The 26,695-nt window shown below is 61.1% G+C and carries 29 protein-coding genes; 16 read left to right on the forward strand and 13 right to left on the reverse strand.

Going from position 1 to position 26,695, the window contains the following annotated elements:
• Window positions 1–172: 172 nt before the first annotated feature.
• On the forward strand, window positions 173–916 hold the full coding sequence (locus tag AC07Y2_RS09980) for an SDR family NAD(P)-dependent oxidoreductase (RefSeq protein ID WP_103385944.1): 744 nt from the start codon (window positions 173–175) through the stop codon (window positions 914–916).
• Here AC07Y2_RS09980 and AC07Y2_RS09985 read toward each other — a convergent pair.
• Window positions 913–1,674, reverse strand: coding sequence for an ArsR/SmtB family transcription factor (locus tag AC07Y2_RS09985; RefSeq protein ID WP_103385943.1), 762 nt, complete (start codon window positions 1,672–1,674; stop codon window positions 913–915). The genes AC07Y2_RS09980 and AC07Y2_RS09985 overlap by 4 nt on opposite strands.
• Window positions 1,675–2,336: 662 nt before the next feature.
• Between AC07Y2_RS09985 and AC07Y2_RS09990 the strand changes: the two genes are divergently transcribed.
• Window positions 2,337–3,437, forward strand: a complete 1,101-nt coding sequence (locus AC07Y2_RS09990; protein WP_103385942.1) for a cytochrome P450 — start codon at window positions 2,337–2,339, stop codon at window positions 3,435–3,437.
• A 19-nt stretch (window positions 3,438–3,456) separates the two neighbouring features.
• On the opposite strand, the gene AC07Y2_RS09995 is transcribed toward AC07Y2_RS09990, so the two are convergent.
• Window positions 3,457–3,771 (reverse strand): helix-turn-helix domain-containing protein, encoded by a 315-nt coding sequence (locus tag AC07Y2_RS09995; RefSeq protein WP_039767259.1) that lies wholly within the window; start codon window positions 3,769–3,771, stop codon window positions 3,457–3,459.
• Between the two features lie 511 nt (window positions 3,772–4,282).
• Between AC07Y2_RS09995 and AC07Y2_RS10000 the strand changes: the two genes are divergently transcribed.
• Both AC07Y2_RS10000 and AC07Y2_RS10005 read left to right on the forward strand, forming a co-directional pair.
• A complete protein-coding gene (locus tag AC07Y2_RS10000; RefSeq protein WP_039767261.1) occupies window positions 4,283–4,654 on the forward strand; it encodes a DUF6124 family protein in 372 nt (123 codons plus the stop codon).
• A gap of 9 nt (window positions 4,655–4,663) precedes the next feature.
• A complete protein-coding gene (locus AC07Y2_RS10005; protein ID WP_103385941.1) occupies window positions 4,664–4,945 on the forward strand; it encodes a hypothetical protein in 282 nt (93 codons plus the stop codon).
• A gap of 86 nt (window positions 4,946–5,031) precedes the next feature.
• On the opposite strand, the gene AC07Y2_RS10010 is transcribed toward AC07Y2_RS10005, so the two are convergent.
• Complete coding sequence (locus AC07Y2_RS10010; protein ID WP_007952931.1) at window positions 5,032–5,370, reverse strand: FKBP-type peptidyl-prolyl cis-trans isomerase; 339 nt, start codon at window positions 5,368–5,370, stop codon at window positions 5,032–5,034.
• Window positions 5,371–5,530: 160 nt separating this feature from the next.
• Between AC07Y2_RS10010 and AC07Y2_RS10015 the strand changes: the two genes are divergently transcribed.
• A complete protein-coding gene (locus AC07Y2_RS10015; protein WP_103385940.1) occupies window positions 5,531–6,607 on the forward strand; it encodes a sensor domain-containing diguanylate cyclase in 1,077 nt (358 codons plus the stop codon).
• Between the two features lie 8 nt (window positions 6,608–6,615).
• Here the strand turns inward: AC07Y2_RS10015 and AC07Y2_RS10020 are convergent, their stop codons facing one another.
• The gene (locus AC07Y2_RS10020; protein ID WP_011334872.1) at window positions 6,616–6,924 is read right to left on the reverse strand and encodes an RcnB family protein; all 309 of its coding nucleotides are present in this window, start codon (window positions 6,922–6,924) and stop codon (window positions 6,616–6,618) included.
• Between the two features lie 200 nt (window positions 6,925–7,124).
• Between AC07Y2_RS10020 and AC07Y2_RS10025 the strand changes: the two genes are divergently transcribed.
• From AC07Y2_RS10025 to AC07Y2_RS10045, 5 genes are all read left to right on the forward strand, one after another.
• Window positions 7,125–7,721, forward strand: coding sequence for a LemA family protein (locus AC07Y2_RS10025; protein WP_103385939.1), 597 nt, complete (start codon window positions 7,125–7,127; stop codon window positions 7,719–7,721).
• A gap of 24 nt (window positions 7,722–7,745) precedes the next feature.
• Window positions 7,746–8,792 carry a M48 family metallopeptidase gene (locus AC07Y2_RS10030; protein WP_103385938.1) on the forward strand — a complete coding sequence of 349 codons (1,047 nt, stop codon included), beginning with the start codon at window positions 7,746–7,748 and terminating at the stop codon, window positions 8,790–8,792.
• Between the two features lie 28 nt (window positions 8,793–8,820).
• Window positions 8,821–9,882 carry a M48 family metallopeptidase gene (locus AC07Y2_RS10035; RefSeq protein ID WP_103385937.1) on the forward strand — a complete coding sequence of 354 codons (1,062 nt, stop codon included), beginning with the start codon at window positions 8,821–8,823 and terminating at the stop codon, window positions 9,880–9,882.
• A 143-nt stretch (window positions 9,883–10,025) separates the two neighbouring features.
• Complete coding sequence (locus tag AC07Y2_RS10040) at window positions 10,026–11,318, forward strand: MFS transporter (protein ID WP_039767269.1); 1,293 nt, start codon at window positions 10,026–10,028, stop codon at window positions 11,316–11,318.
• Window positions 11,319–11,328: 10 nt separating this feature from the next.
• Window positions 11,329–12,099: a substrate-binding domain-containing protein gene (locus tag AC07Y2_RS10045; protein WP_103385936.1), complete on the forward strand. Its 771-nt coding sequence runs from the start codon at window positions 11,329–11,331 to the stop codon at window positions 12,097–12,099.
• Here the strand turns inward: AC07Y2_RS10045 and AC07Y2_RS10050 are convergent.
• Entirely contained in the window at window positions 12,089–13,003 is a 915-nt protein-coding gene (locus tag AC07Y2_RS10050) for a LysR family transcriptional regulator (RefSeq protein ID WP_064597602.1), read from the reverse strand. The genes AC07Y2_RS10045 and AC07Y2_RS10050 overlap by 11 nt on opposite strands.
• Window positions 13,004–13,167: 164 nt before the next feature.
• Between AC07Y2_RS10050 and AC07Y2_RS10055 the strand changes: the two genes are divergently transcribed.
• Entirely contained in the window at window positions 13,168–14,976 is a 1,809-nt protein-coding gene (locus AC07Y2_RS10055) for a monovalent cation:proton antiporter-2 (CPA2) family protein (RefSeq protein WP_039767275.1), read from the forward strand.
• A gap of 141 nt (window positions 14,977–15,117) precedes the next feature.
• Here the strand turns inward: AC07Y2_RS10055 and hcnC are convergent, their stop codons facing one another.
• From hcnC to hcnA, 3 genes are read right to left on the reverse strand one after another with little or no spacing between them, the layout of a single operon-like run.
• Complete coding sequence (gene hcnC / locus AC07Y2_RS10060; RefSeq protein WP_103385935.1) at window positions 15,118–16,377, reverse strand: cyanide-forming glycine dehydrogenase subunit HcnC; 1,260 nt, start codon at window positions 16,375–16,377, stop codon at window positions 15,118–15,120.
• Window positions 16,370–17,779, reverse strand: a complete 1,410-nt coding sequence (gene hcnB, locus AC07Y2_RS10065; RefSeq protein ID WP_085602652.1) for a cyanide-forming glycine dehydrogenase subunit HcnB — start codon at window positions 17,777–17,779, stop codon at window positions 16,370–16,372. Before hcnB ends, hcnC begins: the two co-directional genes overlap by 8 nt.
• Complete coding sequence (gene hcnA, locus AC07Y2_RS10070) at window positions 17,776–18,090, reverse strand: cyanide-forming glycine dehydrogenase subunit HcnA (RefSeq protein ID WP_103386011.1); 315 nt, start codon at window positions 18,088–18,090, stop codon at window positions 17,776–17,778. Before hcnA ends, hcnB begins: the two co-directional genes overlap by 4 nt.
• A gap of 215 nt (window positions 18,091–18,305) precedes the next feature.
• Here hcnA and AC07Y2_RS10075 point away from each other — a divergent pair, with 215 nt between their 5' ends.
• Window positions 18,306–18,500, forward strand: coding sequence for a hypothetical protein (locus AC07Y2_RS10075; protein WP_103385934.1), 195 nt, complete (start codon window positions 18,306–18,308; stop codon window positions 18,498–18,500).
• On the opposite strand, the gene AC07Y2_RS10080 is transcribed toward AC07Y2_RS10075, so the two are convergent.
• On the reverse strand, window positions 18,497–19,435 hold the full coding sequence (locus AC07Y2_RS10080; protein ID WP_039767287.1) for a hypothetical protein: 939 nt from the start codon (window positions 19,433–19,435) through the stop codon (window positions 18,497–18,499). The genes AC07Y2_RS10075 and AC07Y2_RS10080 overlap by 4 nt on opposite strands.
• 297 nt (window positions 19,436–19,732) lie before the next feature.
• Between AC07Y2_RS10080 and AC07Y2_RS10085 the strand changes: the two genes are divergently transcribed.
• Together AC07Y2_RS10085 and AC07Y2_RS10090 are read left to right on the forward strand one after the other, a co-directional pair.
• Window positions 19,733–20,416 (forward strand): response regulator transcription factor, encoded by a 684-nt coding sequence (locus tag AC07Y2_RS10085; protein WP_007952956.1) that lies wholly within the window; start codon window positions 19,733–19,735, stop codon window positions 20,414–20,416.
• The gene (locus AC07Y2_RS10090) at window positions 20,394–21,788 is read left to right on the forward strand and encodes a sensor histidine kinase (RefSeq protein WP_103385933.1); all 1,395 of its coding nucleotides are present in this window, start codon (window positions 20,394–20,396) and stop codon (window positions 21,786–21,788) included. Before AC07Y2_RS10085 ends, AC07Y2_RS10090 begins: the two co-directional genes overlap by 23 nt.
• A gap of 121 nt (window positions 21,789–21,909) precedes the next feature.
• On the opposite strand, the gene AC07Y2_RS10095 is transcribed toward AC07Y2_RS10090, so the two are convergent.
• The 3 genes from AC07Y2_RS10095 to AC07Y2_RS10105 are packed head-to-tail and all read right to left on the reverse strand — an operon-like array spanning window position 21,910 to window position 24,162.
• Window positions 21,910–22,320 (reverse strand): SRPBCC family protein, encoded by a 411-nt coding sequence (locus AC07Y2_RS10095; RefSeq protein ID WP_039767291.1) that lies wholly within the window; start codon window positions 22,318–22,320, stop codon window positions 21,910–21,912.
• Window positions 22,321–22,345: 25 nt separating this feature from the next.
• Complete coding sequence (locus AC07Y2_RS10100) at window positions 22,346–23,143, reverse strand: SDR family NAD(P)-dependent oxidoreductase (protein ID WP_007952959.1); 798 nt, start codon at window positions 23,141–23,143, stop codon at window positions 22,346–22,348.
• Window positions 23,140–24,162 carry an aldo/keto reductase gene (locus AC07Y2_RS10105; RefSeq protein ID WP_103385932.1) on the reverse strand — a complete coding sequence of 341 codons (1,023 nt, stop codon included), beginning with the start codon at window positions 24,160–24,162 and terminating at the stop codon, window positions 23,140–23,142. The genes AC07Y2_RS10100 and AC07Y2_RS10105 overlap by 4 nt, the downstream gene beginning before the upstream one ends.
• A gap of 112 nt (window positions 24,163–24,274) precedes the next feature.
• Here AC07Y2_RS10105 and AC07Y2_RS10110 point away from each other — a divergent pair, with 112 nt between their 5' ends.
• Together AC07Y2_RS10110 and AC07Y2_RS10115 are read left to right on the forward strand one after the other, a co-directional pair.
• On the forward strand, window positions 24,275–25,168 hold the full coding sequence (locus AC07Y2_RS10110) for a LysR substrate-binding domain-containing protein (protein ID WP_039767297.1): 894 nt from the start codon (window positions 24,275–24,277) through the stop codon (window positions 25,166–25,168).
• Between the two features lie 63 nt (window positions 25,169–25,231).
• Window positions 25,232–26,158, forward strand: coding sequence for a LysR substrate-binding domain-containing protein (locus AC07Y2_RS10115; RefSeq protein ID WP_039767299.1), 927 nt, complete (start codon window positions 25,232–25,234; stop codon window positions 26,156–26,158).
• On the opposite strand, the gene AC07Y2_RS10120 is transcribed toward AC07Y2_RS10115, so the two are convergent.
• Window positions 26,073–26,672 carry a DinB family protein gene (locus tag AC07Y2_RS10120; protein WP_039767301.1) on the reverse strand — a complete coding sequence of 200 codons (600 nt, stop codon included), beginning with the start codon at window positions 26,670–26,672 and terminating at the stop codon, window positions 26,073–26,075. The two genes, AC07Y2_RS10115 and AC07Y2_RS10120, sit on opposite strands and share 86 nt — an antisense overlap.
• Between the last annotated feature and the right edge of the window lie 23 nt (window positions 26,673–26,695).

The following is a 26,695-nucleotide window of genomic DNA, read 5'->3' on the forward strand; positions in this document are numbered from 1 at the left end:
GCAGGAGTCAGGTCAATTTGACTCAAAGGCAGTCAGATTGACTCGATTCCAAAAGAGTCATAATGACTACCAACCCTGCGCAACCCTTGATATCAAAGGCTGTCCGGCATGGCCCGAAAATTGACTGCTCCCCCGTAGCCATTTGGCTGAAGACCAAAAACGGGAGTCGAACATGGATCATGTTTTTCAGGGCAAGCTTGCCGTCCTCACCGGTGCCAGTTCGGGCATAGGCCTGGCCGCTACCGAGCGTCTGCTGGATCAAGGCGCGCGCGTATTGGCCATGTCGCGAAAACTCGGCGCACTGGCCGAACTGCTTGAACGGTATCCCCACCAACTGGTCTGGCATCCCGGCGATGTCACTCAAGCCTCTGACCTTGCCTCCTTGGCCGAGCAGGCTGCGAGTCTGGGCCCGGTGAGCTTCGTGGTGCCCAATGCCGGTATCGCAGAACTCGCCGACGGGCTCGACAGCTCGGCGTTTGATCGCCAATGGGCGGTGAACGGCGCAGGTGCCCTGAACACGTTGGCCGTCCTGCGCCCGCACCTCGCAGACAGCGCTTCGGTGGTGTTCATCGGTACTTTTCTGGCCCAAATCAGTTTCGCGGGACTGGCCGCCTACATCGCATCAAAAGCGGCGTTGATCGCCCATGCCCGAACCCTTGCGGTCGAGCTGGCACCCCATGGCGTGCGCATCAATTGCGTCTCCCCCGGCCCGACCGCAACGCCGATCTGGTCGACACTGGGCTTGAGCGACGAAGCGCTCGGGGACGTGGCCCAGGGCGTCAACAAACGGCTATTGGGCGGACAATTCCTGGAACCTGCGGCAGTGGCCGACGTCATTCTTTTTCAGTTGGGCAATGGCGCACGCGGCGTCGTCGGGCAGGATTGGGTGGTCGATAGCGGATACACCCTAAGCTAACGCGCATGCACCGATCTGGGCGGGGAGTCAGTCAGTTGGCGACCTGACGATTCCCGCCCGGACCCAGGCAAAACCAGTCCCCAGCGCGACGCCAGTTCCCGGCGCCCCTGCACCGTCAAAGTGAGCGCCCGACTGTCCAGATCCTGCGTCACCCATTTGCGCTTCAACGCGGCCTGCAACAACGCGGCCCCGAGCGAACCGCTCAGATGCGGCCGACGCATGCTCCAGTCGAGGCACGGGCAGGCAAAGCGGCGGCGCATCGTCGACAGATCCTTGACCTCAATGCCCAGCCCTTCAAAAAACGCCTCCCCGCTTTCATTGAGGCGATAAACCTGTTCATCGGTTTCCACCAGCCATCCCGCCTCAAGCAAGCGGTCATGCAGCAACACCGCCAGCGTCCCGGCCATATGGTCGTAGCAGGTGCGGGCAAATTGCAGGCGATCCGGCGTATGCGGTTTGAAGGTCGGCGCGGGGTTTTGGCCGATCACCATCAGCGCTTCCAGCGCCTGGGCCACGCGCTTGTCGGCGAGGCTGTAATAACGGTGACGGCCCTGCACATGCAGGCGCACCAAGGCCAGGTCCTTGAGCTTGGCCAGGTGCGCGCTGGCGGTCGAGGCGCTGACGTCGGCGAGGGTCGCCAGCTCCGTGGCGGTGCGGGCGTGGCCGTCCATCAGCGAGCACAGCATTTTGGTCCGCGCCGGTTCCGCGATGGCGGCGGCCACTTGCGAGACGCCGATGTCTTGATGTTCTGCGTGCATATTTCGCTCCCGGACGAATCATCGCCCTCAAGGACTGGAAATGTTAGCAGTCCTCCACGCATCCCAATTTTGGGGCTTGAGGATCAAATCCATGCAGGCGTTGGAAAACGATGAACGGTGGCAAAACCTGACAGAAATGACAGTAGAAAAGAATCTTCAAAAAGCCTTTCCTGTAATAGCAACTCCACACACCTTTTAATGATTTCAGCGATGGGAGGAAACAGGACATGTCTACACCAATCGTCACTACGCGTAAAACCGGAACAGTCGAGAAGAGTTTTACCAACGGCAATGAATTCTTTATATCCGTCAAACCCGATGATGGAGGCAGCTCTACATCATTTCGGGTGAATAATCCCAACTCATTCAAAATCGGAAGTAAGGTTTCGTACACCATAACCACAGGCCCAGCGGGCACCCTATTAAGCGATCCTTTGCCAGTCGCTTAGCTTGGCTACCCCCCTCTTTCCCCTTCTCTCCGACTCATGGAAGGGGAACCTGCACATGACATGAATCCCTCTTACTCTTCGGAAAAGTGCCTACATCGTTAAGCCGAATCTTGTACTGCTTTTCTGGCGTGCATATTTCGCTCCCGGACGAATCATCGCCCTCAAGGACTGGAGATAGTAGCAACACTTTCCCCACCGACAAGGTTGCGATCCATGGACCCGATCATCGCGGCGACTCACGCCGATCCCTACCTCTACTACGCCGAACTGCGCGCGGCGGGCGGGCTGACCTTTCATCACGGACTGAAACTGTGGGTCGCCAGCAGCGCCCGGGCGGTTTGCGCGGTGCTGGCGCATCCGGATTGCCGGGTGCGTCCGGTGCAGGAGCCGGTGCCCAAGGCGATTGCCGATAACTTGGCGGGCGAGGTGTTCGGCCAGTTGATGCGCATGAACGACGGCGAGGCTCAACGCTGCCCGCGTTCGGCCATCGAGCCGCCGCTGGGATTGATTGATCGGGAAGAAGTCAGCGCTCTGGTGTCCGCGCGGTTGATCACGAACGATGCCGACGGCCTCTATAAAGCAATGTTTCGTGGCCCGGTGTGCGTGGTTGCGTCGCTGCTCGGTTTCACCCCGGCGCAGGCGCGGGTCATCAGTGAACTGACGGCGGATTTCGCGGCGTGCCTGTCGCCGCTGAGCAATGACCTGCAACTGGCGGCGGCCCATCGGGCGGCGGAGCAATTGCGCGGGTATTTCATTGAAATGTTAGCGGATCCGAACCCGTTTCTCGCCGACATTCGCCAGCGGTTTGTCGGCGATGAAGACGTGCTGCTCGCCAACCTGATCGGCCTCTGTTCACAGACGTTCGAGGCCACTGCCGGGCTTATCGGTAATGCGCTGGTGGCGTTGCAGCGTCAGCCTGAATTACGCGTGGCGTCAGTGGATTCGTTGCTGGCTGAAGTCCAGCGCTTCGATCCTTCGGTACAGAACACCCGTCGATTTGTGGCGAACAGCTGCGAAATCGACGGCGTGCGGCTGGAAGCCGGCGACGTGATTCTGGTGCTGCTGGCCTCAGCCAATCGTGACCCGGCACTGAATGAAAACCCGGATCGCTTTATGGTGGATCGCCCGAACCGACGCAGCTTCACGTTCGGCAGCGGTCGGCATCAATGTCCCGGACAGATGCTGGCGATGATGATCGCCAGCGCCACGCTCACTGAAATTCTCGCCCGCGACATTGATCCGGGAAGACTCGCGTGGCACTACCGGCCTTCGCTGAATGGACGAATTCCGATGTTCAGCGAGATGCAGACTTAAGCATCGCTGCAATCAAGGATCAGGTGGCCCATTCCAGGGATGCAGGCAACTGGAAACAGAGGTCTACTTCCAGTTTTGCGGCGGCCGACAGGTTGACCAGCGCATCCAGCGAGAACTTGTCGATTTTGCCGTTGAGTACGTCGTTGAGACGCGGCTGAGTGATGCCAAGACGCTTGGCCGCCTCTTTCTGCGGAAGCTCCCACGCACGAATCGTTTCACAAAGCGTGCGCATCAGTTTCGCCCGCAGACGCATGTTGGCCGCTTCATGCGGCGTGTCTTCCAGTGCGTCCCAGATGTTTGAGAAACGTTGGGGTGGGTTTTGATGATCCTTCATGTTTCACCTGTTCCTGGCATTTGAACGTGCCACGCAGGCTATATCGAAACCGATATAAATCAAGCTCAAAGTGGCTTATTAAATATTCGGTATCACAAAGAGGATGTTCACAAGCAAACACGCTTCACAGGCCGACGGCGACCTTTTACGTGAGCCATAAAGCCTGACAAATGAAGCATCATTTTGCCCTCATCCGCGAGGCTACATCGCCTTGCGCCTTTGCCTACAACTACGCCAGAATCCGCCGGCTTGTGCGGTTTTGAGGGCGTCAGTAACTTGGTCCGCGTCACTGAATGGTCAGTGATCGGGTTTAGTCGCTCGATGATTTCTCAAAACTTTACATGTGCTCCAGACAGTCAGGTGACCTTCATCTGCACTCTATGGCGGCTGTGTGCAGGGCACCCTCGGGTGCGCCGGTTTTGGGAAGTCGCCGGTCGACTAACCTGCGTACAGCTGCCACCTTTTCGTTTAGTCGCGAGGTGGTGTCGGCATCACTTTGAGGCTTTCCCGAATGTTCAAATACGTCCCCGATCCACCCGAAACAGACAAACCCAGCGAATCCGATCCGGCCTCGCCCTACGCCTCCGCCGATTCCAGAAAACTCCACGAAGCCGCCGAGCGCGCCCTCGACCATTACCTGAAACCCACCGCCCCGAAACAACACTGCCCCGGCCGCATGTTCCTCGTCGCCCCCGACCTGGATCAGCATGCCCTGCTGGCCCACGCCTGCGAATCGATGACTTCGGCCAGCGTGATGCTCAGCGACTTCGCCGCGCTGCTGGACCCGCCCTACCGCAGCACCGTGCTGGGCATCGCCCAAGTGGTGATGTGTGGCGAACTGGCTGTGAACCGGGCGCTGGACACTCTCGATGCCACGACCTGAGGAACACCCATGGAAAGCAAATCCGATGCACACATCGTCGCCGCCCTGATCTCCATCGGCCTCAACGAGAAAGACAGCCAATGGGCCCAGAAAGCCTGTTTGCTACTGCTCGAGAGCGAACGGAAATCCATCGTCAGCGCCGCACTCACCGCACTCACCCAACTCACCCGTGACCATGGCGAACTGGACCGCAGCCGCCTGCTGCCGGCACTCACCAGCGTAAAACGCAGATTCCCAAGCCTGACCGGCACGGTTGCCGCGACGCTGGATGAGATGGCGATGGCTGCGTAACACCTGGGGCATAAGGCAAGAAAAAACCCGCTGCCTCCGTGAAGGGAGGCAGCGGGTTTTTATGACTTCAGCGATGAAACGGGCAATCAATCCTCCCGCGTCAAAACCTCAAGCAACTCAATCTCGAACACCAAATTCGAATTCGGCGGAATCTTGCCCATCGTCCGCTCGCCGTAACCCAGATGGGCCGGCACCAGCAGTTTGCGCTTGCCGCCCACCTGCATGCCCATGATCCCTTGATCCCAACCCTTGATGACCCGCCCCGTGCCGATCACGCACTGAAACGGCTTGCCCCGGCTCCAGGACGAATCGAATTCGGTGCCGTCTTCCAGCCAACCGGTGTATTGGGTGGTGATCAACGCGCCTTTGACGGCGGCTTTTCCGTCTCCGGGCTGAAGATCGATTATCTGCAGTTCATCATTCATAACATTCGCTCTATTGTTCCGCTGGCCGCCGTTTTCCCAGAAATACCGGCCATTGGCAACCGTTTGACCCAAGGTTGCCGCTGTTTCCGGCGTTGGCCGTGAATTAAGATAGCGACGCGCCATCACTCCCGGATCGATACGCCATGTCAGCGACGCTTGAATGACTCAACTCTGGATCAGCTTCGCCATTGTCGTTGTGCTGTTGGTCGTGATCGCCGTTCTGATCCGCCGAGTGCGCGAGCTTCGTCAGCAAATCGCCGAGTATCGCGAATTGCTCACCCGCGCCGCCGAGGGCCAGAACATACGTCAGGATGGCGATGCCGACCGCTTCAAGCGCAGCCAGTATTTCGCCCGGATCGGCACGTGGGACTGGGAAGTCGACACTGACCGGCTCTACTGGTCGGACGCAATATTCGGCATGTTCGGCTTCAAGATCGGCGAAGTGACACCCTCCTACGCCCTGTTCTGCTCCTGCGTACACCCCGACGACCGCGCCCGGGTGCGCGCCGGGGAATTGCGGTGCCTGAAGACCGGTGAAAACCATGATGAGGAATACCGCGTGGTCTGGCCCGACGGCACGATTCGCTGGCTGCGGGAAACCGGTAACGTGGTGCGCAACGATCACGACGCGGTTATCAAGATGATGGGTGTGGTACGCGACATCACCGAAGAAAAGGCCTCGGCCAGCTACCTCCAGCACTTGGCTCACTTCGACCCGTTGACCGGCCTGCCGAATCGGCTGGTGCTGGAGGAACGGCTATCGGAAGCACTGGAACATGCCCGCGTGACCGAAACGCGGGTGGCGCTGGTGTTCATCGATCTCAACGGCTTCAAAGCGATCAACGACCGCTACGGTCACGCCGCCGGCGACCGCGTTCTGATCACCACCGCTACGCGCCTGAAACGCATCCTGCGGGTCAGCGACACCGTCGCGCGGATCGGCGGCGACGAATTCGTGGTCATCCTGCAAGGCCTCGCCCCCGGCCTGAACCTGCAGGACGAAGCGCGCAGCATCTGCCAGAAAATCTTCATCGAACTGTCCCCGCCGACTCCCATCGGCAACGAACAACGCCACATCGGCACCAGCCTCGGCGTCGCCGTGTTCCCCGACCACGCACCGACCATGGATCGCTTGCTGCACATTGCGGATCTGGCGATGTATCAGGCCAAGCGCAGCGGGAATAATCAGTATCGATTGGGCGGCGGGCAAGCGCTGAGTCATGGCCGGGCTGATTGAGCCCGAGGCTATTTCTCCACCGGCTGAATCGCCACAATCGTCCCGTTGGTAATCATCACCATCACGTACTTGTCATTGATCTGCACCCACTGCGCTTGCGGTTCCGGCTGCTTGAGGCCTTTCTGTTTCCAGTTTTTGATGGCTTTTTCGCTGCGCTGGTAGATATCCGGGGCGCGGTCGTTGACGTTCAGTTCGCGGTTGCCCGTCGGTGATTGCTCGACAGTGTCGTTCGAGGTTTGCGCCGCTTGAACGAGGGGGCTGATCCCGGCGATGCCGGCGACTAGGGCCAGGCTGGCGATTAGGGTCTTGTTGTTCATCGGTGAACCTCCTTCAGATGTGTGATACCTGAACTCCGACTGCGGGGTTCCGGAATCATTCCTTGTTTATTGATGGAAGTTGAGATTGTAGCCACGCTCCGGAACGCGATCCGGGCTAACCCGCCACCGGGCCAATACAGTCAACGGCATCCATTTGCGATAAGATCGCGCGCCCCTGCCGAGTGAATAAGGACATCACCGTGAAAATCTATCTCATCGTCAATCTGGTGTTGCTGGCGCTGCTGGGGCTCTACGCTGTCAGTCTTTTCAACAAACTTGTTGCCCGGCGCAACGAGATCAAGAACGCATTTGCTCAGGTCGAAGTGCAGCTCAAACGCCGCTATGACCTGATCCCCAATCTGGTCAGCATCGCCAAGGGCTATCTGGCCCATGAGCGCGAAACCCTTGAAGCGGTGATCGCCGCGCGCAATGCCGCCTTGGCCGGTCTTGAGGCTGCACAGGCGAAACCGGGCAGCGCTCAGAACATCGCGCAATTGGGGCTGGCGGACAGCGCACTCAGCAGCGCGGTGGGTCGCTTGAACCTGACGCTGGAGGCTTATCCGGAACTCAAGGCCTCGCAGAACATGCAACAACTGAGCGAAGAGCTGAGCAGCACCGAAAACAAGGTGAGTTTCGCGCGGCAGGCGTTCAACGATGCGGTGATGGCCTACAACACGCTCAAGCAGAGCTTTCCGGCGGTGCTGCTGGCGGCCAGTTTTGGCCATCGCGAGGATGCGGTTCCGCTGAAGTTCGCCGATACGCTGGCCATCAAGACCGCGCCCAACGTTTCTTTCTGACTTCTTCTCTCCATGGATGGCCCGATGAATTTTTTTGAACGACAGACCCAGGCCCGAAACCAGACGCAACGGCTGGTGTGCATGATGATTCTGGCGATTGTCATGCTGATCGGGATGACCAGCCTGCCCTTCGTCTTCAATGGTTTTGAGGATTACCTGAGCGGGACCGGCACGCTGACGGATGCGTTTCTGGCAATGGCCGTTATCGCATCGTTCATCAGCAGCATCGTGGTGATTGGCGGTCTGCTCAAATATCGGCAACTGCGCGCGGGCGGCAAAGTCGTCGCGGAGAAACTGGCTGGCCGCCTGCTCAATGGCAATGTGCGAACCCTGGACGAGCAGCGGTTGATGAACGTCGTCGAAGAAATGGCTATTGCCTCCGGCACCTGCATACCAGCGGTGTATCTGTTACCCGACGAAAGCATCAATGCCTTCGCGGCCGGGTTTACACCGGAGGACGCGGCCATTGGTGTGACCCGTGGCGCAGTGAAACTACTGACCCGAGAAGAACTGCAAGGGGTGATCGCCCACGAATTCAGCCACATCTTCAACGGGGACATGCGCCTCAACACGCAACTGGTGGCGGTGGTGCACGGCCTTTTGGTGCTGGGGCTGGCCGGCACTTACATACTGGCCAGCCTGCTCAAACGCGACAAACGCGACGTGCGATTGATGCTGGTGGTTTTTGCGCTCGGTGCCGCACTGTGCGTGGCCGGATTTATCGGAAATCTCTATGGCAATTTGATCAAGGCGGCTGTCAGTCGCCAGCGTGAATTCCTCGCCGATGCCAGCGCGGTGCAATACACGCGCAATCCGCAAAGCATTGTCGGTGCCCTGAAAAAAATCGGCGCCCATGCACAAGGCTCGGTGATCAGCTCGCCCCGTGCCGCCGAGTTCAGCCATTTGTTTTTCAGTACCGGCGGCTCAGGTTTGCTGAGCCGGATGTTTGCGACCCACCCTGATCTGAGCGTGCGGATTCGTCGGATCGATCCGCAGTGGGACGGGAGTTTTACGACGGCTGCCGCAGCGGGCAAACCGGTGTCAGATCAGATGGCGGCAACGGCGGATTGATTCAGACTCCACGTCCACGGATGGCCAGATGAATTTCTTTGAACAACAGTGCCGGGCCAAACGTCGCTCGGTGCAGCTCGTGATCTTGATGTTTCTCGCCGTACTCAGCCTGATTCTTGTGTTTTGCATGCTCCTGATTCTGCCGTTCTCATACGGCAAAACGCTGGAGAACATGGCGTCGAACTGGCAGTTTTTCGCGACCGTCGCGGCACTGGTAACGGCTGTTGTGTTGCTCGGCGGGCTGGCCAAATACGTCGAACTGAAAGGGGGCGGCAAAGTGGTCGCGCGCCGTTTGGCTGGTCGTCTGATCAACCATGACGCGCGGACTCTGGAAGAGCGCCGCCTGGTCAACGTGGTGGAGGAAATGGCGTTGGCGTCTGGCACCGCAGTCCCTCCCGTGTATCTGCTGCCAGATCTGGGCATCAATGCATTTGCTGCTGGCCTCGCTCCTCAGGATGCAGTGATCGGCGTCACTCAAGGTGCGATAAGCCTGTTGTCACGCGATGAACTGCAAGGCGTGATCGCCCACGAATTCAGCCACATCTATAACGGCGACATGCGCCTGAACACCCAACTGGTCGCGATCGTTCACGGGATCATGGTGATCGGGTTGGCGGGAAACCATCTTTTGCGCGGTCTTGAGGACACACCACACTCATCTGCCAATCGTAAGCAGCCGACCATTCTGGTCAGCATGTTTGGCACTGCGCTGTGTATTGTCGGATTCTCCGGGACGTTCTTCGGCAACCTGATCAAGGCTGCAGTCAGCCGGCAACGCGAGTTCCTGGCCGATGCGACGGCCGTGCAATACACCCGCAACCCCGACAGTATCGCCGGGGCACTGAAGAAAATCGGCGGATACAAAATGGGCTCGACCCTCAAGGCCGCCCGTGCCGCCGAGTTCAGCCACCTGTTTTTCGGCCCTGGCACTTCCAGCTCTCTTCTGCTCTCGGGCCATCCGGATCTGCGTGAACGCATTCGCAGGATAGACCCTGACTGGGACGGGACTTTTGTGAACATCGCCGCACCAGCGCAAGACTCGATGGTAGCCAGAACCGTACTGGCAGCGACGCCAAAACAGCTGCCATAGCACGCCATTGATCTGCATAGCGCATCAATCCATGCCAACAATGCAATTAACAAATCGATCCCTGCGCGCCACTATCCGCCCCAATAAAAACCGTGCGCCGCCTCCCCGTCGCGCACGTCATAAAAGCGGTGGAGTACTTTTCTATGACAGCCTCAATCCCACACGGCGGCTCACGGGCCGGCGCCATTTTCCGGGTGACCTCGGGTAACTTCCTCGAACAGTTCGACTTCTTTCTGTTCGGTTTCTACGCCACGCAGATCGCGGCGGTGTTCTTTCCGGCGAGCAGTGAGTTCGCATCCCTGATGATGACTTTCGCAGTGTTCGGCGCAGGCTTTTTGATGCGTCCGCTGGGGGCTATCGTGCTCGGCGCGTACATCGATGACGTCGGTCGGCGCAAAGGTTTGATTGTCACCCTGTCGATCATGGCCAGCGGCACGATCTTGATTGTGCTGGTGCCCGGATACGAAACCATCGGCCTGTTCGCCCCGGCGCTGGTGTTGATCGGACGGCTGCTGCAGGGCTTCTCCGCCGGTGCCGAACTGGGCGGGGTTTCGGTGTATCTCTCGGAGATTGCCACGCCCGGTCGCAAGGGCTTTTTCACCGCTTGGCAGTCGGCCAGTCAGCAGGTGGCCATCGTCGTCGCCGCCGCGCTCGGTTATGGCTTGAACCAGTGGATGGCGCCGGAAGCGGTCGCCGATTGGGGCTGGCGTATTCCGTTTTTCGTCGGCTGCATGATCGTGCCGTTCATTTTCTTTCTGCGGCGCAATCTGGCGGAGACCGAAGAGTTCGCCGCTCGTAAACATCGTCCGAGCATGAAGGAAGTGTTCCGCACCCTCGGCCAGAACTGGGGCGTGGTGCTGGGCGGGATGCTGATGGTTGCCCTGACCACCACCGCGTTTTACTTGATCACCGTGTACGCACCGACCTTCGGCAAAACCGTGCTGCACCTGAGCACTTCCGATGCGTTGCTGGTGACGCTGCTGGTGGGCGTTTCCAACTTCTTCTGGCTGCCGATTGGCGGTGCATTGTCCGATCGCGTCGGCCGCCGTCCGGTGCTGATCGCCATGGCGCTGCTGGCGCTGGCCACCACGTATCCGGCGCTGTCGTACCTGGTGCAGGCGCCGAGCTTCAGCCACATGCTGCTGTCGCTGTTGTGGCTGTCGTTTATCTACGGCCTGTACAACGGCGCAATGATTCCGGCGCTGACCGAAATCATGCCGGTGGAAGTGCGGGTGGCCGGTTTCTCCCTGGCCTATAGCCTCGCCACTGCCGTGTTCGGCGGGTTCACCCCGGCAATGTCGACCTTCCTGATTGAGTACACCGGCGACAAAGCCGCACCGGGTTACTGGATGAGCATCGGCGCACTGTGTGCATTGTGCGCCACGCTTTATCTGTATCGCCGGGCCGGCGGTCGTCTGCAACCTGTTACTGCCTGAGAACATCACCATGAAAAAACTGTTTACCGTTTCAGCCCTGCTCGCCGGTCTTGCGTTCAACGTTGCGGCCCAGGCCGAAGAACTGCGGGTCATGACTTCCGGCGGTTTCACCGCCGCCTACAAGATCCTCGGGCCGAAATTCGCCGCCGCCACCGGCAACACGCTGGACACCCAACTCGGTCCGTCGATGGGCAAGGCGCCGGAGGCAATCCCCAATCGCCTCGCCCGTGGTGAAAAGGCCGACGTGGTGATCATGGTCGGCTACGCCCTCGATGATCTGATCAAGCAAGGCAAGGTTGATCCGGCGTCGCGGGTGGAGCTGGCGGATTCGCGAATCGGCCTGGTAGTGCGCGAAGGCGCGCCGAAACCGGACATCAGCAACGTCGATGCCCTGAAGAAAACCCTGCTGGATGCAAAATCGGTGGCTTACTCCGACAGCTCCAGCGGCGTGTACATCGAGCAGCAATTGTTCAAAAAACTGGGTATCGAAGATCAGCTGAAACCGAAGGCGAAGATGATCCCGAAAATCCCGGTGGGCTCGGTGGTCGCCACTGGCGACTATCAACTGGGCTTCCAGCAGGTCAGCGAATTGCTGCCGGTGCCGGGGGTAAGTTTTGTGGCAAAGATTCCTGAATCGGTGCAGTCGGTGACACGGTTTGCAGCGGGGATTCCGGTAGGTGCGCAGCATCCAGAGGAAGCTAAAGCGTTGCTCGCTTATCTGGCCGCGCCGGCCGCCCAGGCTGATGTGCAGGCCACCGGGCTCGACTCGGTCAAGCGCTGACGGTCGGCGGCTGGACTTTCATTTCCACCACCAGCCGCTCCAACTCCAATGCCGCCGGGGTCAGCGTACGACCCCGGCGCTTGATGATGCCAACGCTGCGCATCACTTGCGGCTCGGTCAGCGGCACCCGCGTCAGGATCGGATGATCCGCCGCCGGCATCGCCATCAATGGCACCGCTGCCACCCCCAACCCCGCTTCCACCAGACCGATCATGGTCGTCACATGCCGCGTCTCGCAGATGCTCGGGCGCTGCGGCACCACTTTGGCCAGGGCCTGATCCAGCAGAAAACGGTTGCCCGAGGTTTTGTCGAGCGAGATGTAATCCTGCCGGTAGAACTCGTCCCAGGTCACGCTGCTACGCCCGGCCAGCGGATGATCGCGGCGACAGGCGACTACGTAGCTCTCCTGCACCAGCGGTTCGAAATCCACGCCCGCCTCCTGGGTGCCCATGAAGCTCAGACCGAAATCCGCCTCGCCGTTGACCACCGCGCTCAGCACGTCGTGGGCGCTGGAATCGAGGACTTTGACTTTGATGCGCGGAAACTGCCGGTGATAACGGGCGACCACGCTCGGCATGAAGTAGTACGCCGCCGACGGCACGCAGGCAACGGTTACGTGGCCCTGCCGATTCGAGGCGACTTCGCTGATGCCCAACAACGCGACGTCCAGATCGTCGAGCAAACGTTCGACGCTGGGCATGAAACCGCGTCCGGCCTGGGTCAGGCTGACCTTGCGCGTGGTGCGTTCGAACAGCTTCACGCCGAGGGCGTCTTCGAGCTTTTCGATGCGCCGGCTCAGTGCCGGTTGCGACAGGCGCACGGTGTCGGCGGCCTTGCGGAAACTGCCCTGCTCGACGACGGCGCGAAAGGCTTGCAGGTCGTTGAGGTCGAAGTTGATGGCCATGGAAGACTCGAAAGGAATTGATTCGCTGAGGCTATAAATGTAACCAATTGATGCAAATTATTACAGAAGCACATCTGCTCAATCAGGCTCTGCGCTGGATCTGCAATCATTTCAGCCTTTATCCTTGTCGCCCCCCGCCGTACCGCGTTACTGGAGTTCCGCTCATGCCCCATGAAGGCAATCTGTTACAAGCCGCCGTCGTCTTTCTCTTTGCCGCCGTGCTCACCGTTCCCCTGGCCAAGCGCCTGCAACTGGGCGCGGTGCTCGGTTATCTGTTTGCCGGGGTGATCATCGGCCCGTCGGTGCTGGGCCTGATCGGCAATCCGCAAAGCGTCAGCCATATCTCGGAACTGGGGGTGGTACTGCTGTTGTTCATCATCGGTCTGGAGTTGTCGCCGCGACGTTTATGGGTGATGCGCAAATCAGTGTTTGGCGTGGGCCTGGCGCAGGTGCTGCTGACCGGTTCGGTGATTGGCGTACTGGCGCTGTCGGTGTTCGGTCAGCCGTTGAACAGCGCGATTGTCTTGGGCCTGGGTCTGGCGCTGTCGTCCACCGCGTTCGGATTGCAAAGCCTCGCCGAGCGCAAGGAACTGACCAGCCCCCACGGTCGCCTGGCGTTTGCGATTCTGCTGTTCCAGGACATCGCCGCGATCCCGCTGATCGCCCTGGTGCCGATGCTCGCGGGGGTCGATCACCACACCAGCACCGCCGACGACGTGCGCCACAGTTTGCAGGTGCTCGGCGGCATCGCGGTGGTGGTGATCGGCGGACGTTATCTGCTGCGTCCGGTGTTCCGCATCGTGGCGAAAACCGGTCTGCCGGAAGTCTCCACCGCCACCGCGTTGCTGGTGGTGATCGGCACCGCGTGGCTGATGGACATGGTTGGTGTGTCGATGGCGCTGGGCGCGTTTCTCGCGGGCCTGCTGCTGGCGGATTCGGAATATCGCCATGAGCTGGAAGCGCAGATCGAACCGTTCAAGGGCCTGCTGCTGGGGCTGTTTTTCATCAGCGTCGGCATGGGCGCCAACCTCAGTCTGCTGCTCAGCGCGCCGATCACGGTGCTGGGGCTGACGCTGCTGCTGATCGCCCTGAAGTTGCCGCTGCTGTTTGTGGTCGGGCGTCTGGCCGGCGGGTTGAACAAGGTCAGCGCGATTCGCCTCGGCATCGTGCTGGCGGCGGGCGGTGAATTTGCGTTTGTGGTGTTCAAGATCGGTCGCGATCAGGGGCTGTTCGAACCGCGTCTGTACGATCTGCTGGTGCTGACCATCACCCTGTCGATGGCGGTGACGCCGCTGTTGCTGTTGGTCTGCGCACGACTGGTCAGCCCGAAGGTGCAGCCGGTGGAAGTGCCGGAGAAGTTCCGCCAGATCGAGACCGAAACCCCACGGGTGGTAATCGCCGGCATGGGTCGGATGGGCCAGATCGTGGCGCGGATCCTGCGGGCGCAGAACATCAAGTTCGTGGCGCTGGACACCTCGGTGGAGACTATCGAACTGTCGCGCAGTTTTGGGGGTGTGCCGGTGTTCTACGGTGATCCGATGCGTCCGGAAATCCTCAATGCGGCCAAGGCCGGGGAAGCGGAGTATTTCGTGATTGCCACGGACGATCCGGAAACCAACATCAAGACCGCCGAGATCGTGCGCAAGCTCTACCCGCACATGAAAATCATAGCCCGGGCGCGTAACCGGCAGCACGTTCATCGGTTGGTGGATGTGGGGGCCGATCCGATCCGGGAGACTTATTACTCAAGTCTGGAAATGAGTCGCCGCACCTTGGTTGGCCTTGGCTTGACCCAGGCCCAGGCCGATGCGCGGATCAAGCGCTTCAAGCACCATGATGAACAGGTGCTGGAAGCTCAACACGCGGTGTACGACGACGCGGCCAAAGTCCTGCAGACCGCGCAGGAAGCGCGGGCGGAACTGGCCCGGTTGTTCGAGTCGGATCAACTGGAAGAACAATCGGGCAAGTCCTGACGTTTGCAGAGTTGATGATCGTTCCCACGCTCTGCGTGGGAATGCCTCAAGGGACGCTCCGCGTTCCAGATCTGGAAGGGACGCGGAGCGTCCCGGGCTGCATTCCCACGCGGAGCGTGGGAACGATCACAGCTAGCAGGCTCAGGCTATCTCCAGCTCCCTCTCTTCTTTGGCCGGCGCCACTTCAAACCGGTCCGCCAGAAACGGCGTGATGTCCAGCGGCAGCGGTTCATCGTTGACCAGTTTGTCCAGCAACACCCCGGTGATCGCCGACGTCAGCACCCCGGTACGGAAATGCCCGCAGGCGTTGAGATACCCCTCTACCCCGGCCATCGGCCCGAGAATCGGCAACTCGTCCGGCGAACCCGGCCGCAATCCGGCCCAGGTACGCTTGAGGTTGATGTCCGCCAGTTCCGGCAGGCAACGGACGGCGCCCTGCACCAGCCCGGCGATTTCCGGCCAGGTGGTGGTGACGTCGAAGCCTTTGTCCTCGGTGGTGCTGCCGATCAGGATTTCGCCGTTGTCCTTCTGCGCCATGTAGCAATCGCTGGTGGTCAGGCAGCCGTTGAGGATTTTCGGCAAGCGCTCGGTGAGCAGGATCTGCCCTTTCACCGGTTTCACCGGAATACGGATGCCCGTGGCCCACTCGCTCAAGTCCGCTGCCCAGGCGCCGGCGGCGTTGATCAGGGTTTTGCAGTGGAACACCCCGGCTTCGGCCGTCTGCACCCCGGTCACTCGCGTGCCGTGATGCAACACGCCGGTGATGTTGGTGTTGACGAACATGTCCACGCCATTCTGCCGGGCGCCTTCGGTGTAGGCGTCGGCCAGGCGGAACGGGCTGACCTGATGGTCGCAGAGAAACTCTAGCGCCCCGCGCGCTTCATGGCTGACGCTCGGCTCGGACTCGCGCAATGCCGCCTGATCCAGCCAGCGCACCTGATCGGCCAGGTGCGGAATGCAGCCGACGATGTGCTCGGCGTACAAGCGGTCTTCATCGTCATAGATCACGAATTTGAGCCCGGTCTTTTCGAACTTGAAATCCATCCCGTGATTGTCACGCAGCTCACGGTGCAACGCCGGGTACAGCGCGTTGGACTGCAAGGCAAAATCGAAGAATGACGGCGGCAGGATGTGCGGCGTGCTGGCGTCCACTGCCACCGCCGCGCCCTGGGTTTCGCGCTTGCGGTTGGCCGACATCATGCGGAAGAAAATCACCCCGCAGCCCAGCCCCACCGACTCGCCGATGGCCCACAAGCCACCGGCCGAAGCGCGGGTCGCGTTGCCCGGGCGCTTGGCGTCGATCAGCGCAACCTTGAGGCCTTTGCGCTTGGACAGTTGATAGGCGATGGACGCGCCGATCACACCGCCGCCGGCGATGACCACGTCATAGAACTTACTCATGGGAAACGGCCTCCGTGCCGAGGGACTGGAATGCGGAAAAAGGTATCGGATCGATCGGGAAACGCGGGCGCAGCCAGCCGACATCCTTGCGCCCGGTGGCCTGTCGCAAACGATCGCTGCAATAGCCGACGCACATCCGCCCCTGACAGTCGCCCATGCTTACGCGGGTGCGCATTTTCAGGCTGGCGATGTCTTGCACGCCTTGCTCCAGCGCGCGGTCGATGTCGGCGCGGGTCGCGTGTTCGCAGCGGCAGATCACCGTGTCGGCGGCCGGCAATGCGGTCTGCCCGACGCCGCGTTCGGTGTAGCGATCCACCGCCGCGCGGAAGCGCACGATGGCTTTGAGTTTGCCCAGATAACGGTCGCGACGGACGCGCGCCAGTTCCTCTTCGAGCACACCGCGTTGCAGCAGGATCGAAGTGGCAGCGATCTTGCCGGCGAGCATCGCCGCTTCGCCGCCGCGAATCCCGCCCATGTCACCGGCCAGATGCACGTGGGGCTCGCTGCTTTGCTGCCAGATGTTGGCGTTGGCGCGCAGGTAACCGTCGTCGCTGAAGCCGTGATCCAGGCCCATTTGCTGACTCAGTTGCGTGCGCGGAATGAAGCCGTAGCCGACCGCCAGCGTCTTCGCCTCGAAGCGTTCGACGCGACTCATGTCCGGCTCCCACGTTGCCGAGTACGGCGCCACGCTGACGCTTTTCAGTTCGCCTTCGCCGTGCGCTTCGACCACGCCCCAGCCGTAGTTCATCGGGATGCCATGCAGTTTCAGATAAGCGAGCATGCTCAAGCCATCGAGGAACAGTTGCGGCTTGTTCAGCAGTGCCAGACTTTCCTTGGCGATCTTGCCGAACGCGCAGGCCTCGTAGACACCCGCCACGCTCACGCCAGACGCATGCAACTGAGTCGCCACCAGCGGCAACAGCGGCCCGGTACCGGCGATCACCACCGGCCCCTGCGGTTTGACCACGCCGCTTTTGATCTGCAATTGCAGGCCGCCGAGCATGATCACGCCGGGCAGCGTCCAGCCTGGAAACGGCACGCTGCGTTCATGGCAACCGGCGGCCAGCAGCAACTGCGGGTATTCGATTTCGTGCAGACGCTCGTCGCCGTCCAGCACCACCAGCGAGCGCGTGCCTTCGGCGCCGACCACGCGGTGGTTGAGGCGCACGTCGATCAGCCCGGACTGCTCCTGGAAATCACCGTGCAGTTTGCCCAGCGCCTCGGAATAGCGCGGCCCCAGGTAATCCAGCTGCACACCGTCACGCAGCGGCCCGCGATAGACCACGCCACCCAGGCGCGACGCCTCTTCGAGCAAGGTGCAGCGCACCCCGTGCAGGGCCAGTTCGATGGCCGCGGCCATTCCCGCCGGGCCACCGCCGACGATCACCGGATGCAGGCTCATACCACCTCCTGCCCGTGAATACGGTTGGCCTGGGTCTCGATCAGCATGCCGTCGCGCACTACGGTCTGGCAGGCGCGGCGCTTGTGCCGACCGTTGATTTTCACCAGGCAGCACTGGCACACGCCCATGCCGCAATAGGCACCGCTGATCTGGTTGTGATCGTTGCGCGCGACCTGGCGCACGCCGAGGGACTGAATGACGCTGAGCACGGTTTCGCCGATGGCGGCGCTGACCGGCTGGCCGTTGATGTGGACAGTCATATCCGCCTGCGTCAAAGGCTGGATATCGAAGGTTCTTTCTAGGCAGTGCATTGCAATGATCATCCGTGAAAAGTTCAGGTGAGGTTGAAACAGCTCCTTGCTGCACTACACCTCGCCGGCTCGTGGGGGTTATCGCTCTCTATCGGGCCGGCAGGTTGATTGGGCTCGCGCAGCAAAGTGCGCGCAAGCAATGTAGTCGATCCAGCGGCAAGGGCCTGGAAATTTCACGGTAGGGGATATTGCGCCGACGAATATTGATCCAGGCCATGGAAATGACTGGTCGGTTCTGCGCCTTCGGCCCCGCGCAGAAAGCAAAAAGCCGCTTCAACCCGAAGGTGGAAGCGGCCAAGGCATATGCCTCAAGGAATCAGTGCACGAACAGGGCGATCAGGATGATGATCGGGATCGGTACGCCGAGGAAAAACAGCAGTAGTGAGCGCATGGTGAGTCTCCTTGATTAACGGACTGGCGGCAGCGTGGTCGTGGTGTAGGTTTCGACTTCGACGTACTCGACCGCATCCCGGCGGCGACCGCCGAAGGTGGCCGAAAGGCTGGCGAAGAACGCACCGGCCAGCAGCGCGATGAACATCCACAATGAGGTCCAGGCAGCGACTTTGGCGGCGGTGTCGGCGGCTTGTTGCGCTTTAACCTTGGCGTCAGCGATTGCCTTCTGGGTGCGGGCGTAGATTTCATCGACCCGACGTTCGGCGTCGGCCTGGGTCAGGTTGGTACGCTGGGCGACCAGTTGGGCGAGGTAGGTACGGTCTTCGGCGCTGAGCTGACCGTTGGCCAGGCTTTGGGCGAAGATCCGGGTCACGGTGCCACGGGCGGCGTCATCGCTGACGGCGGCGGGACGATCGTCGCGGAACAGGCTGTCGACGAAGTAACCGTATTGATCACTGTCGGTATTGCCCGCTGCGGTGCCAGCGGCCTGGGTCATGGCGCCTGCTGCGCCGCCGGCAACACTCGCACCGGCCTGCACGCCGCCGCTGACGATGCTGCTGACCGAACCGACCACCAGCGTCGCGGTGACCAGCGTGGCCACGCACCAGGCGAGGAAGCCATGGGCGGTGTCGCGGAAGTACACCTCGTCACCGTGCATGTTGGCCCACTTCACCCGCAGGCGACCGGCGATATAGCCACCGAGCCCCGAGGCGATGATTTGCGTGGCGGCCAGCCAGATGATGGTGGAAATGCCCAGGCCCTTGGCGCTGACGCCCTCCCCGGCCCACGGAGAAACGGCGGAAAAGCCCAGACCGAATCCCAACAGCACCAGAATCAGCGACAGTGCCGCTGCAGCGGCAGCCCCTGCGAAGATCGCGCCCCAGGACACGCCCGAGACGTTGCTCGACTCTCCTTCGTAGGCAGGATAAAACCCATCAGAGGATCTATTCATTGTTGTAGTGCTCCAGGCATGAAAAATGGTGTTACAACTCGTCATCAGATGAATTGCAGTGACCGTGCCAGTCGGCAACATTAAATAAATCGTTTTAATTCAATCAGTTAAAAACTCTGAACTTCTTAGGACCATGCAATTTGCAACAACGGCTCGATAACAGCGGGTTTTATGCATTGGCACAAAAGCCCGGCCGTGGCGTTTGTATCCGCTACAACATGAAAGTTAATTTAAAGCGCCCGCGCAAAATCTTGGCAAAATGCTGCCATTGCGTTTGAACAGACCAGCAGGCCCACCATGACTCGCATCCTCACCATCGAAGACGACGCCGTGACCGCCCGGGAAATTGTCGCCGAACTGAGCAGCCACGGCCTCGACGTGGACTGGGTCGACAACGGCCGTGAAGGCCTGGACCGCGCCGTCAGCGGCAATTACGACCTGATCACCCTTGACCGCATGCTGCCGGAGCTCGATGGCCTGGCCATCGTCACCACGCTGCGGACCATGGGCGTGGCCACGCCGATCCTGATGATCAGCGCGCTCTCCGACGTCGACGAGCGCGTGCGTGGCTTGCGTGCCGGCGGCGATGACTACCTGACCAAACCGTTCGCCACCGATGAAATGGCCGCCCGGGTCGAAGTATTGCTGCGTCGCCAGAACAGCAACGGCGCCCAGCCGACCACGTTGCAGGTGGCGGATCTGCAACTTGATCTGATCAGCCACGAAGCCCGCCGCGCCGAGCAGGTGCTGACGCTGTTGCCGACCGAGTACAAGTTGCTGGAATTTTTGATGCGCAACAGCGGCCAGATCCTGTCGCGGATGATGATTTTCGAGGAGGTCTGGGGCTATCACTTCGACCCTGGCACCAACCTGATCGACGTGCACATCGGCCGCTTGCGCAAGAAGATCGACCCGCCGGGCAATGTCCCGTTGATCCGCACGGTGCGAGGCTCGGGTTATGTCATTGCCGAACCCGTCTGACGGTTGGCGCTCCTCCAGCAGCCGCTTGCTGGCGCTGTACAGTTCGTTGTTCGTGGCCTGGAGCGCGATCCTGATGGGGGTCATGTATTTCGAGGTGTCCGGTTACCTCGACAACCTGGCCAAGCATTCGCTGATGCAACGTCAGCATCTGTTTTCGCACTTTCGCGGCGATCAGCTGGAAGACGCGCTCGCCGCCAGCATGACCTTCGACATTCGCGGCATCGACGCCTACGGTCTGTTCGACGCTCAGCATCGCTACCTCGGCGGCGCGTTGCAGAGGATCCCCGAGGGCCTGCCGCTGGACGGCAAGATCCATATGCTCAGCGAATGCGCCGACTCCGACGACCCGACCCTGCCCGCCGACAGCTGCGACGCAGTCGCCACCCCGACCCGCGACGGCCGCTGGCTGGTGTTGTTGCGCGACAACGGCTCGCTGTTCGCGGTGACGAAGATCATTCTGCATGCCTTGCTCTGGGGTGTGTCGCTGACGATTGTGCCGGGGATCATTGGCTGGCATCTGCTGCGTCGGCGGCCGTTGCGGCGGATCCGGGCGATCCAGGACAGTGCCCAGTCGATCGTCGCCGGCGACCTGACCCACCGCTTGCCGCTGTCCAATCGCCGCGATGAACTGGACATGCTCGCCGCCATCGTCAACGCCATGCTTGATCGCATCGAGCGCTTGATGAACGAAGTCAAAGGCGTGTGCGACAACATCGCCCATGACCTGCGCACCCCGTTGACCCGGTTGCGCGCGCAGTTGTATCGCATGCAGCAACAGGCCGGCGAAGGTTCGCCGGAAGCGGCGCAACTGGATCTGGTGCTGGCCGAGGCCGATACGCTGATGGCGCGGTTTCGCGGTTTATTGAGGATTTCCGAACTGGAGGATCGTCAGCGGCGCTCGGGTTTTGTCGAGCTCGATCCGGTGTTGTTGCTGCAGGAACTGCACGAGTTCTATTTGCCGCTGGCCGAAGACGACGAGTTGCGTTTCGAACTGAACATGCCGGAAACCCTGCCGATGCTGAACGGTGATCGGGCGTTGCTGTTTGAAGCGCTGGCGAACCTGTTGAGCAATTCGATCAAGTTCACCCCGGCCGGTGGCACGGTGGTGTTGCGCGGGGTCAATGATACAGGGCATACGCGGATCGAAGTGCATGACTCCGGCCCCGGTATTCCCGAATCCGAACGGGAGGCGGTGTTCCAGCGCTTTTATCGCGCCGAGGGCGGGCAACCGCAGAACGGCTTTGGCCTGGGGCTGTCGATCGTTGCGGCAATCGTCAACCTGCATGGGTTCAGCCTTGAGGTGGGACGCAGCGATCTGGGCGGGGCGAAGCTGGTGCTGGATTGTCGGCAGAGCCTGATTTCACAGTCTTGAGATAGATCGTTCCCACGCTCTGCGTGGGAATGCCTCAAGGCACGCTCCGCGTTCCAGCTCCGGAAGGGACGCGGAGCGTCCCGGGCTGCATTCCCACGCGGAGCGTGGGAACGATCATCAACTAAGCGGGATAGTTGGCGCGCAGCGCTTCCAGGCCGCCCTGATAGATCCCGCTGAACAACGCCACCACTTCCTCATCGCTCACGCCCTTGGCCGTGAAGCGTCCCGACCACGTTACCTTCGCGCCCTGCCCCTGGGCTTCAACGCGAATCGTCGCCAGATAATCGGTGGCCGGAAACGGTGCCTGCAGAATCGAATAGCTGTACGTCTTGCCCGCGTTATCGAACGTCTCAAGACGCTCGACCACCACGCCACCGTCAGCGGTTTGCAAAGTGCGCACGCGCCCGCCTTCGCTCAGTTCGCTGTTGGGAATGAACGGCAGCCAGTCCGGCAGGGTGTTGAAGCCGCCAATCAATTGCCAGACCAGTTCGGCCGAAGCCGGGATGTCGATCGTTGCTGATGCTGTTGCCATAAATAAAAAATCTCTCTCAATGAATTCAGATAGTCAGGCTGTCGACCACGCCGCCGTCGACCCGCAACGCGGCGCCGGTGGTGGCCGAGGACAGCGGTGAAGCGATGTAGGTGACCAGGTGCGCGACCTCTTCGACATCCGCCACGCGCTGGATGATCGAGCTCGGACGGGCCCGGCGCACAAAGGCGTCAGCCTCGTCCCGCAGGCTGCGGCCAGATTCGGCGGCGGCATCCTTGAGCATTTCCTCGACACCGTCGGTGAAGGTCGGCCCGGGCAAAATCGCATTAACCGTAACCCCGGTGCCAGCCAGACGTTTAGCCAGGCCATGGGACACCGCGAGGTTGGCGCTTTTGGTCACGCCGTAGTTGATCATGTCGGCCGGAGTGGCCACGCCGGATTCCGAAGACAGGAAGATCACCCGGCCCCAGCCCTGTTCGACCATCGCCGGTACGTAATGCCGCGACAGGCGAACGCCGGAGATCACGTTGATTTCGTAGAAGCGCGTCCACTCATCGTCCGGCGCATCGAAGAAATCCACGGCGTTGTAGATGCCGAGGTTGTTCACCAGGATGTCGGCTTTCGGTTCAGCGGCGAACAGTTTCTGCGCGCCTTCGGCCGTGCCCAGATCCGCCGTCAGACCGCGCAGTTGCGCGCCCGGCACTTTGTCTCGAATGCTTGCCAGCGCCTGCTCGACCTTGGCCGCGTCGCGACCGATCACCACCACCGTGGCGCCCGCCTCGGCCAGCGACTGGCTGATGCCCAAACCGATGCCCGCCGTGCTGCCGCTGACAATCGCCAGTTTTCCGCTCAGATCGATCTTCATGCTTTCACCTCGTCGATGGGTAATGGTGCTCGTTCGGACACCAGTTTCGCTTCACGCATGGCCTGCCAGAAACCGGCCGGAATGACCGCCGACAACGCCGCCACATCTTCAGCGATGCGCCCCGGCTTGCTCGCGCCGGGAATCACGGCTGCCACGGCCGGATTGGCCAGCGAGAATTGTAGTGCAGCGGCTTTGACATCCACGCCATGGGCCGCGGCGATGCGTTTGATCTGCTCGACCTTCGCCACGATCTCAGGGCTGGCCTTCTGGTATTCGAAGTGCGCGCCGCCGGCCAGGATCCCCGAGCTGTAGGGGCCGCCGACCACGATTTCAACGTTCTGCGCCCGTGCCGAATCCATCAAACGCTGCAAGGCGCGATCGTGGTCGAGCAAGGTGTAGCGGCCGGCCAACAGGAAGCCGTCAGGCTGCGCCTCGGTCAGGTCCAGCGTCAACTCGCACGGCTCGACCTTGTTCACGCCCAGGCCCCAACCCTTGATCACGCCTTCTTCACGCAGACGGGTCAGGACTTTAAAGGCGCCGGTGCGGGCCTGATTGAAGTACTCAAGCCATTGGTCGCCGTAGAAATCCTGAGCGATGTCATGGACCCAGACGATGTCGAGGCGATCGGTTTTCAGACGTTTGAGGCTGTCTTCGATCGAACGCAAGGTGGCGTCGGCGCTGTAGTCGTTGACGATCTTGTTCGGGCGGCCGTGTTCGAACACCCCGCTTTTCTCGCCCAGATCCCGGGCGGCAGCGTCTTCGACTTCATCGAGAATCACCCGGCCAACCTTGGTGCTCAGCACATACTCATCGCGCTGGTAGCGGGACAATGCTTCGCCGAGGCGGATTTCCGAGAGGCCCGAGCCGTAGAACGGCGCGGTGTCGAAGTAACGCACGCCGGCCTCCCACGCCGCGTGCACGGTGGCCTGGGCTTCTTCTTCAGGAATGGCGCGGAACATGTTGCCCAGTGGCGCGGTGCCGAAGCCGAGTTGGCCGGGGAGTTTGTCTTTCAAGCTCATGATGCTGTCCTCGTAGTTCGTGGTCGGTGTTGACCGTTGAGCAGATCCTAGATTGCGCCACTCAGACCGTCCAAGACATAATCCGCAGCACTTGAGTCCTTGAAGGTCTGACATGATCGACATCCGCCAATTGCGCTACTTCGTCGCCGTCGCCGAGGAAGAACACGTCGGCCGCGCCGCCGAGCGCCTGCACATTTCCCAGTCGCCCCTGAGCCGACAGATCGCCCAGCTCGAAGAACGCCTGGGCCTGACCCTGTTCGAACGCAGCCAGCAGCGCATACGCCTGACCCGCGACGGCCAGACCTTTCTCGCCGAAACCCGCGCCCTGCTGACCCACGCCAATCGCCTGGAATCCCTCGGCAAACGCCTGGGCCGTGGCGAAGAAGGCGGCCTGTGCATCGGCTACATCGAGAACGCGATGCACGCCGGGGTTTTGCCCAATGCCTTGCGCGTACTGCGGGTCGACCGGCCTAACGTGCATGTCGCGCTGTACAACCTGAGTTCTGCCGAACAACTGGAAGGCCTGCGTCAGCGTAGCCTCGATATCGCGCTGGTCAGTGAGCCGCCGACGATCGACGACCCTGACCTGCTGGGCTTCCAGGTGCTGGACGACCCGATGTTGCTGGCGCTGCCCGAACATCACCCGCTGAACCAACTGGCATCGCTGACCCCGGCGGATCTGGCCGATCAGGAATGGATCGGCGTACAGCCTCGCCAAGGGGCCGACGATGAGTTCGTCAGCGCCTGTATCCGCGCAGGCTTCACCCCGGATGTGCGGATGCAGGCCACCGAGCCGTTTACCGCGCTGGGGCTGGTCGCTTCGGGTCTGGGGATCGCGATGATCCAGAAAGGCCTGAGCCACAACGCACCGCCGGGCGTGGTGTTGCGGGAAGTGCCGTGGCTGGCGTTTACCACGCCGTTGTGGGCGGCTTGGCACCGGATCAACCTGCGGCCGCTGGTGGAAACGTTTCGCAAGGTATTGACCGGCGTCGATCCCGCCCAGTGACCCGACAGCGCAAGACTTTGCTGCTTTACTGAAAAGACTCAAAAAACCAGCGAGTCTTCCGGCATGAACCGCAATGACCTGCGTCGCGTGGACATGAATCTGTTGGTGATTTTCGAAACCCTGATGTTCGAAAAGAACCTGACCCGCGCCGGGGAAAAGCTGTTCCTCGGCCAGCCCGCCGTCAGTGCGTCACTGGCGAAACTGCGCGACCTATTCGACGACCCGTTGCTGGTGCGCAACGGTCGCGTGCTGGAGCCGACCCAGCGGGCGCTGGCGATCCTCAAGGAATTGCAGCCGGCGATGGACACCATTTCCGGCGCGGTCAGCCGGGCCAAGGATTTCGACCCGCTGAGCAGCCGCGACGTGTTTCGCATCGGTCTGTCGGACGATGCCGAGTTCGGCCTGCTGCCGCCGCTGCTCAAGCAATTGCGCGAGGAAGCGCCGGACGTGGTGGTCGTCATCCGCCGGGTTAATTTCCTGCTGATGTCGTCGATGCTGGCGTCCGGGGAGATTTCCGTCGGCGTCAGTTACACCACTGAGCTGCCGGCCAATGCCAAACGCAAAAAACTGCGGGACCTGCGCTGCAAGATCCTGCGCGGCGATGATCGTCCCGGCGCGCTGACCCTCGACGACTACTGCGAACGGCCCCATGCGCTGGTGTCGTTTTCCGGCGATCTGGGCGGTGCCATCGACAGCGATCTGGCGCGAATCAACCGTGCACGTCGTGTCGTGCTGGCAGTGCCGCAATTCGCTCCGCTGCGGGCGATTCTGGCCGGCACCGACATGCTCGCCACCGTGCCGGATTTCGCCGCTTGTGCGCTGGTCGAAGGCAGCAGCGTGCTGCGCGCCGACGACCCGCCGTTCGACATCGTGCCTTCGGAGCTGTCGATGGTCTGGAACGGGGTCAACGACAACGATCCGGCGGAACGCTGGTTGCGCTCGCTGATTGCCCATCACATGTCGGCGCCGCTTCCGCCACAGGCGCACTGATCGGCTTGAACCCCGGATCGACCTCGCGCAGGTACACCGGCAGGTCGGTCATCGGCGGCATCTGCGGGATCTCGAAATACATCTGCACCACCCAGCCACGGTGGTAGTTGTTGTGGTTGATCACGTGCATCAGGATCGCCCCGGCGTTCATGGTGCCGCCATCGCCGGAAACAAATTTGAAATCGATCGAGCGGTTCAGCGAGGCTTCGGTCTGCTGCGCGCTCCAGGTGCGATACCAGCCATCGACTTCCTGCTGGGCCTGGCGCAACTCGCCGAGGTCGGCGTGCACCAGATCATGGGACGTCGTGAAACCGTGCTCGCGCCCTTCGAGGTGCGCCTGCCAGATCCGGTCGACCACGTAGATGTGGTTCAGCGTACCGATCATGTTTTTGAAAACCGTCTTGCGCTCCCTCGTCGTCTCCCCCGCCGGCAGCGCTTGCAGGCTGTCGAACAGACGCTGATTGGCCCAGGTCTTGTAGTCCGTGAGCAGATGGGCCGTGGCCAGATTGATCATCGCGGGTCACCGTAGGCACGAAA

Source organism: Pseudomonas sp. GW456-12-1-14-TSB6, from assembly GCF_059424205.1.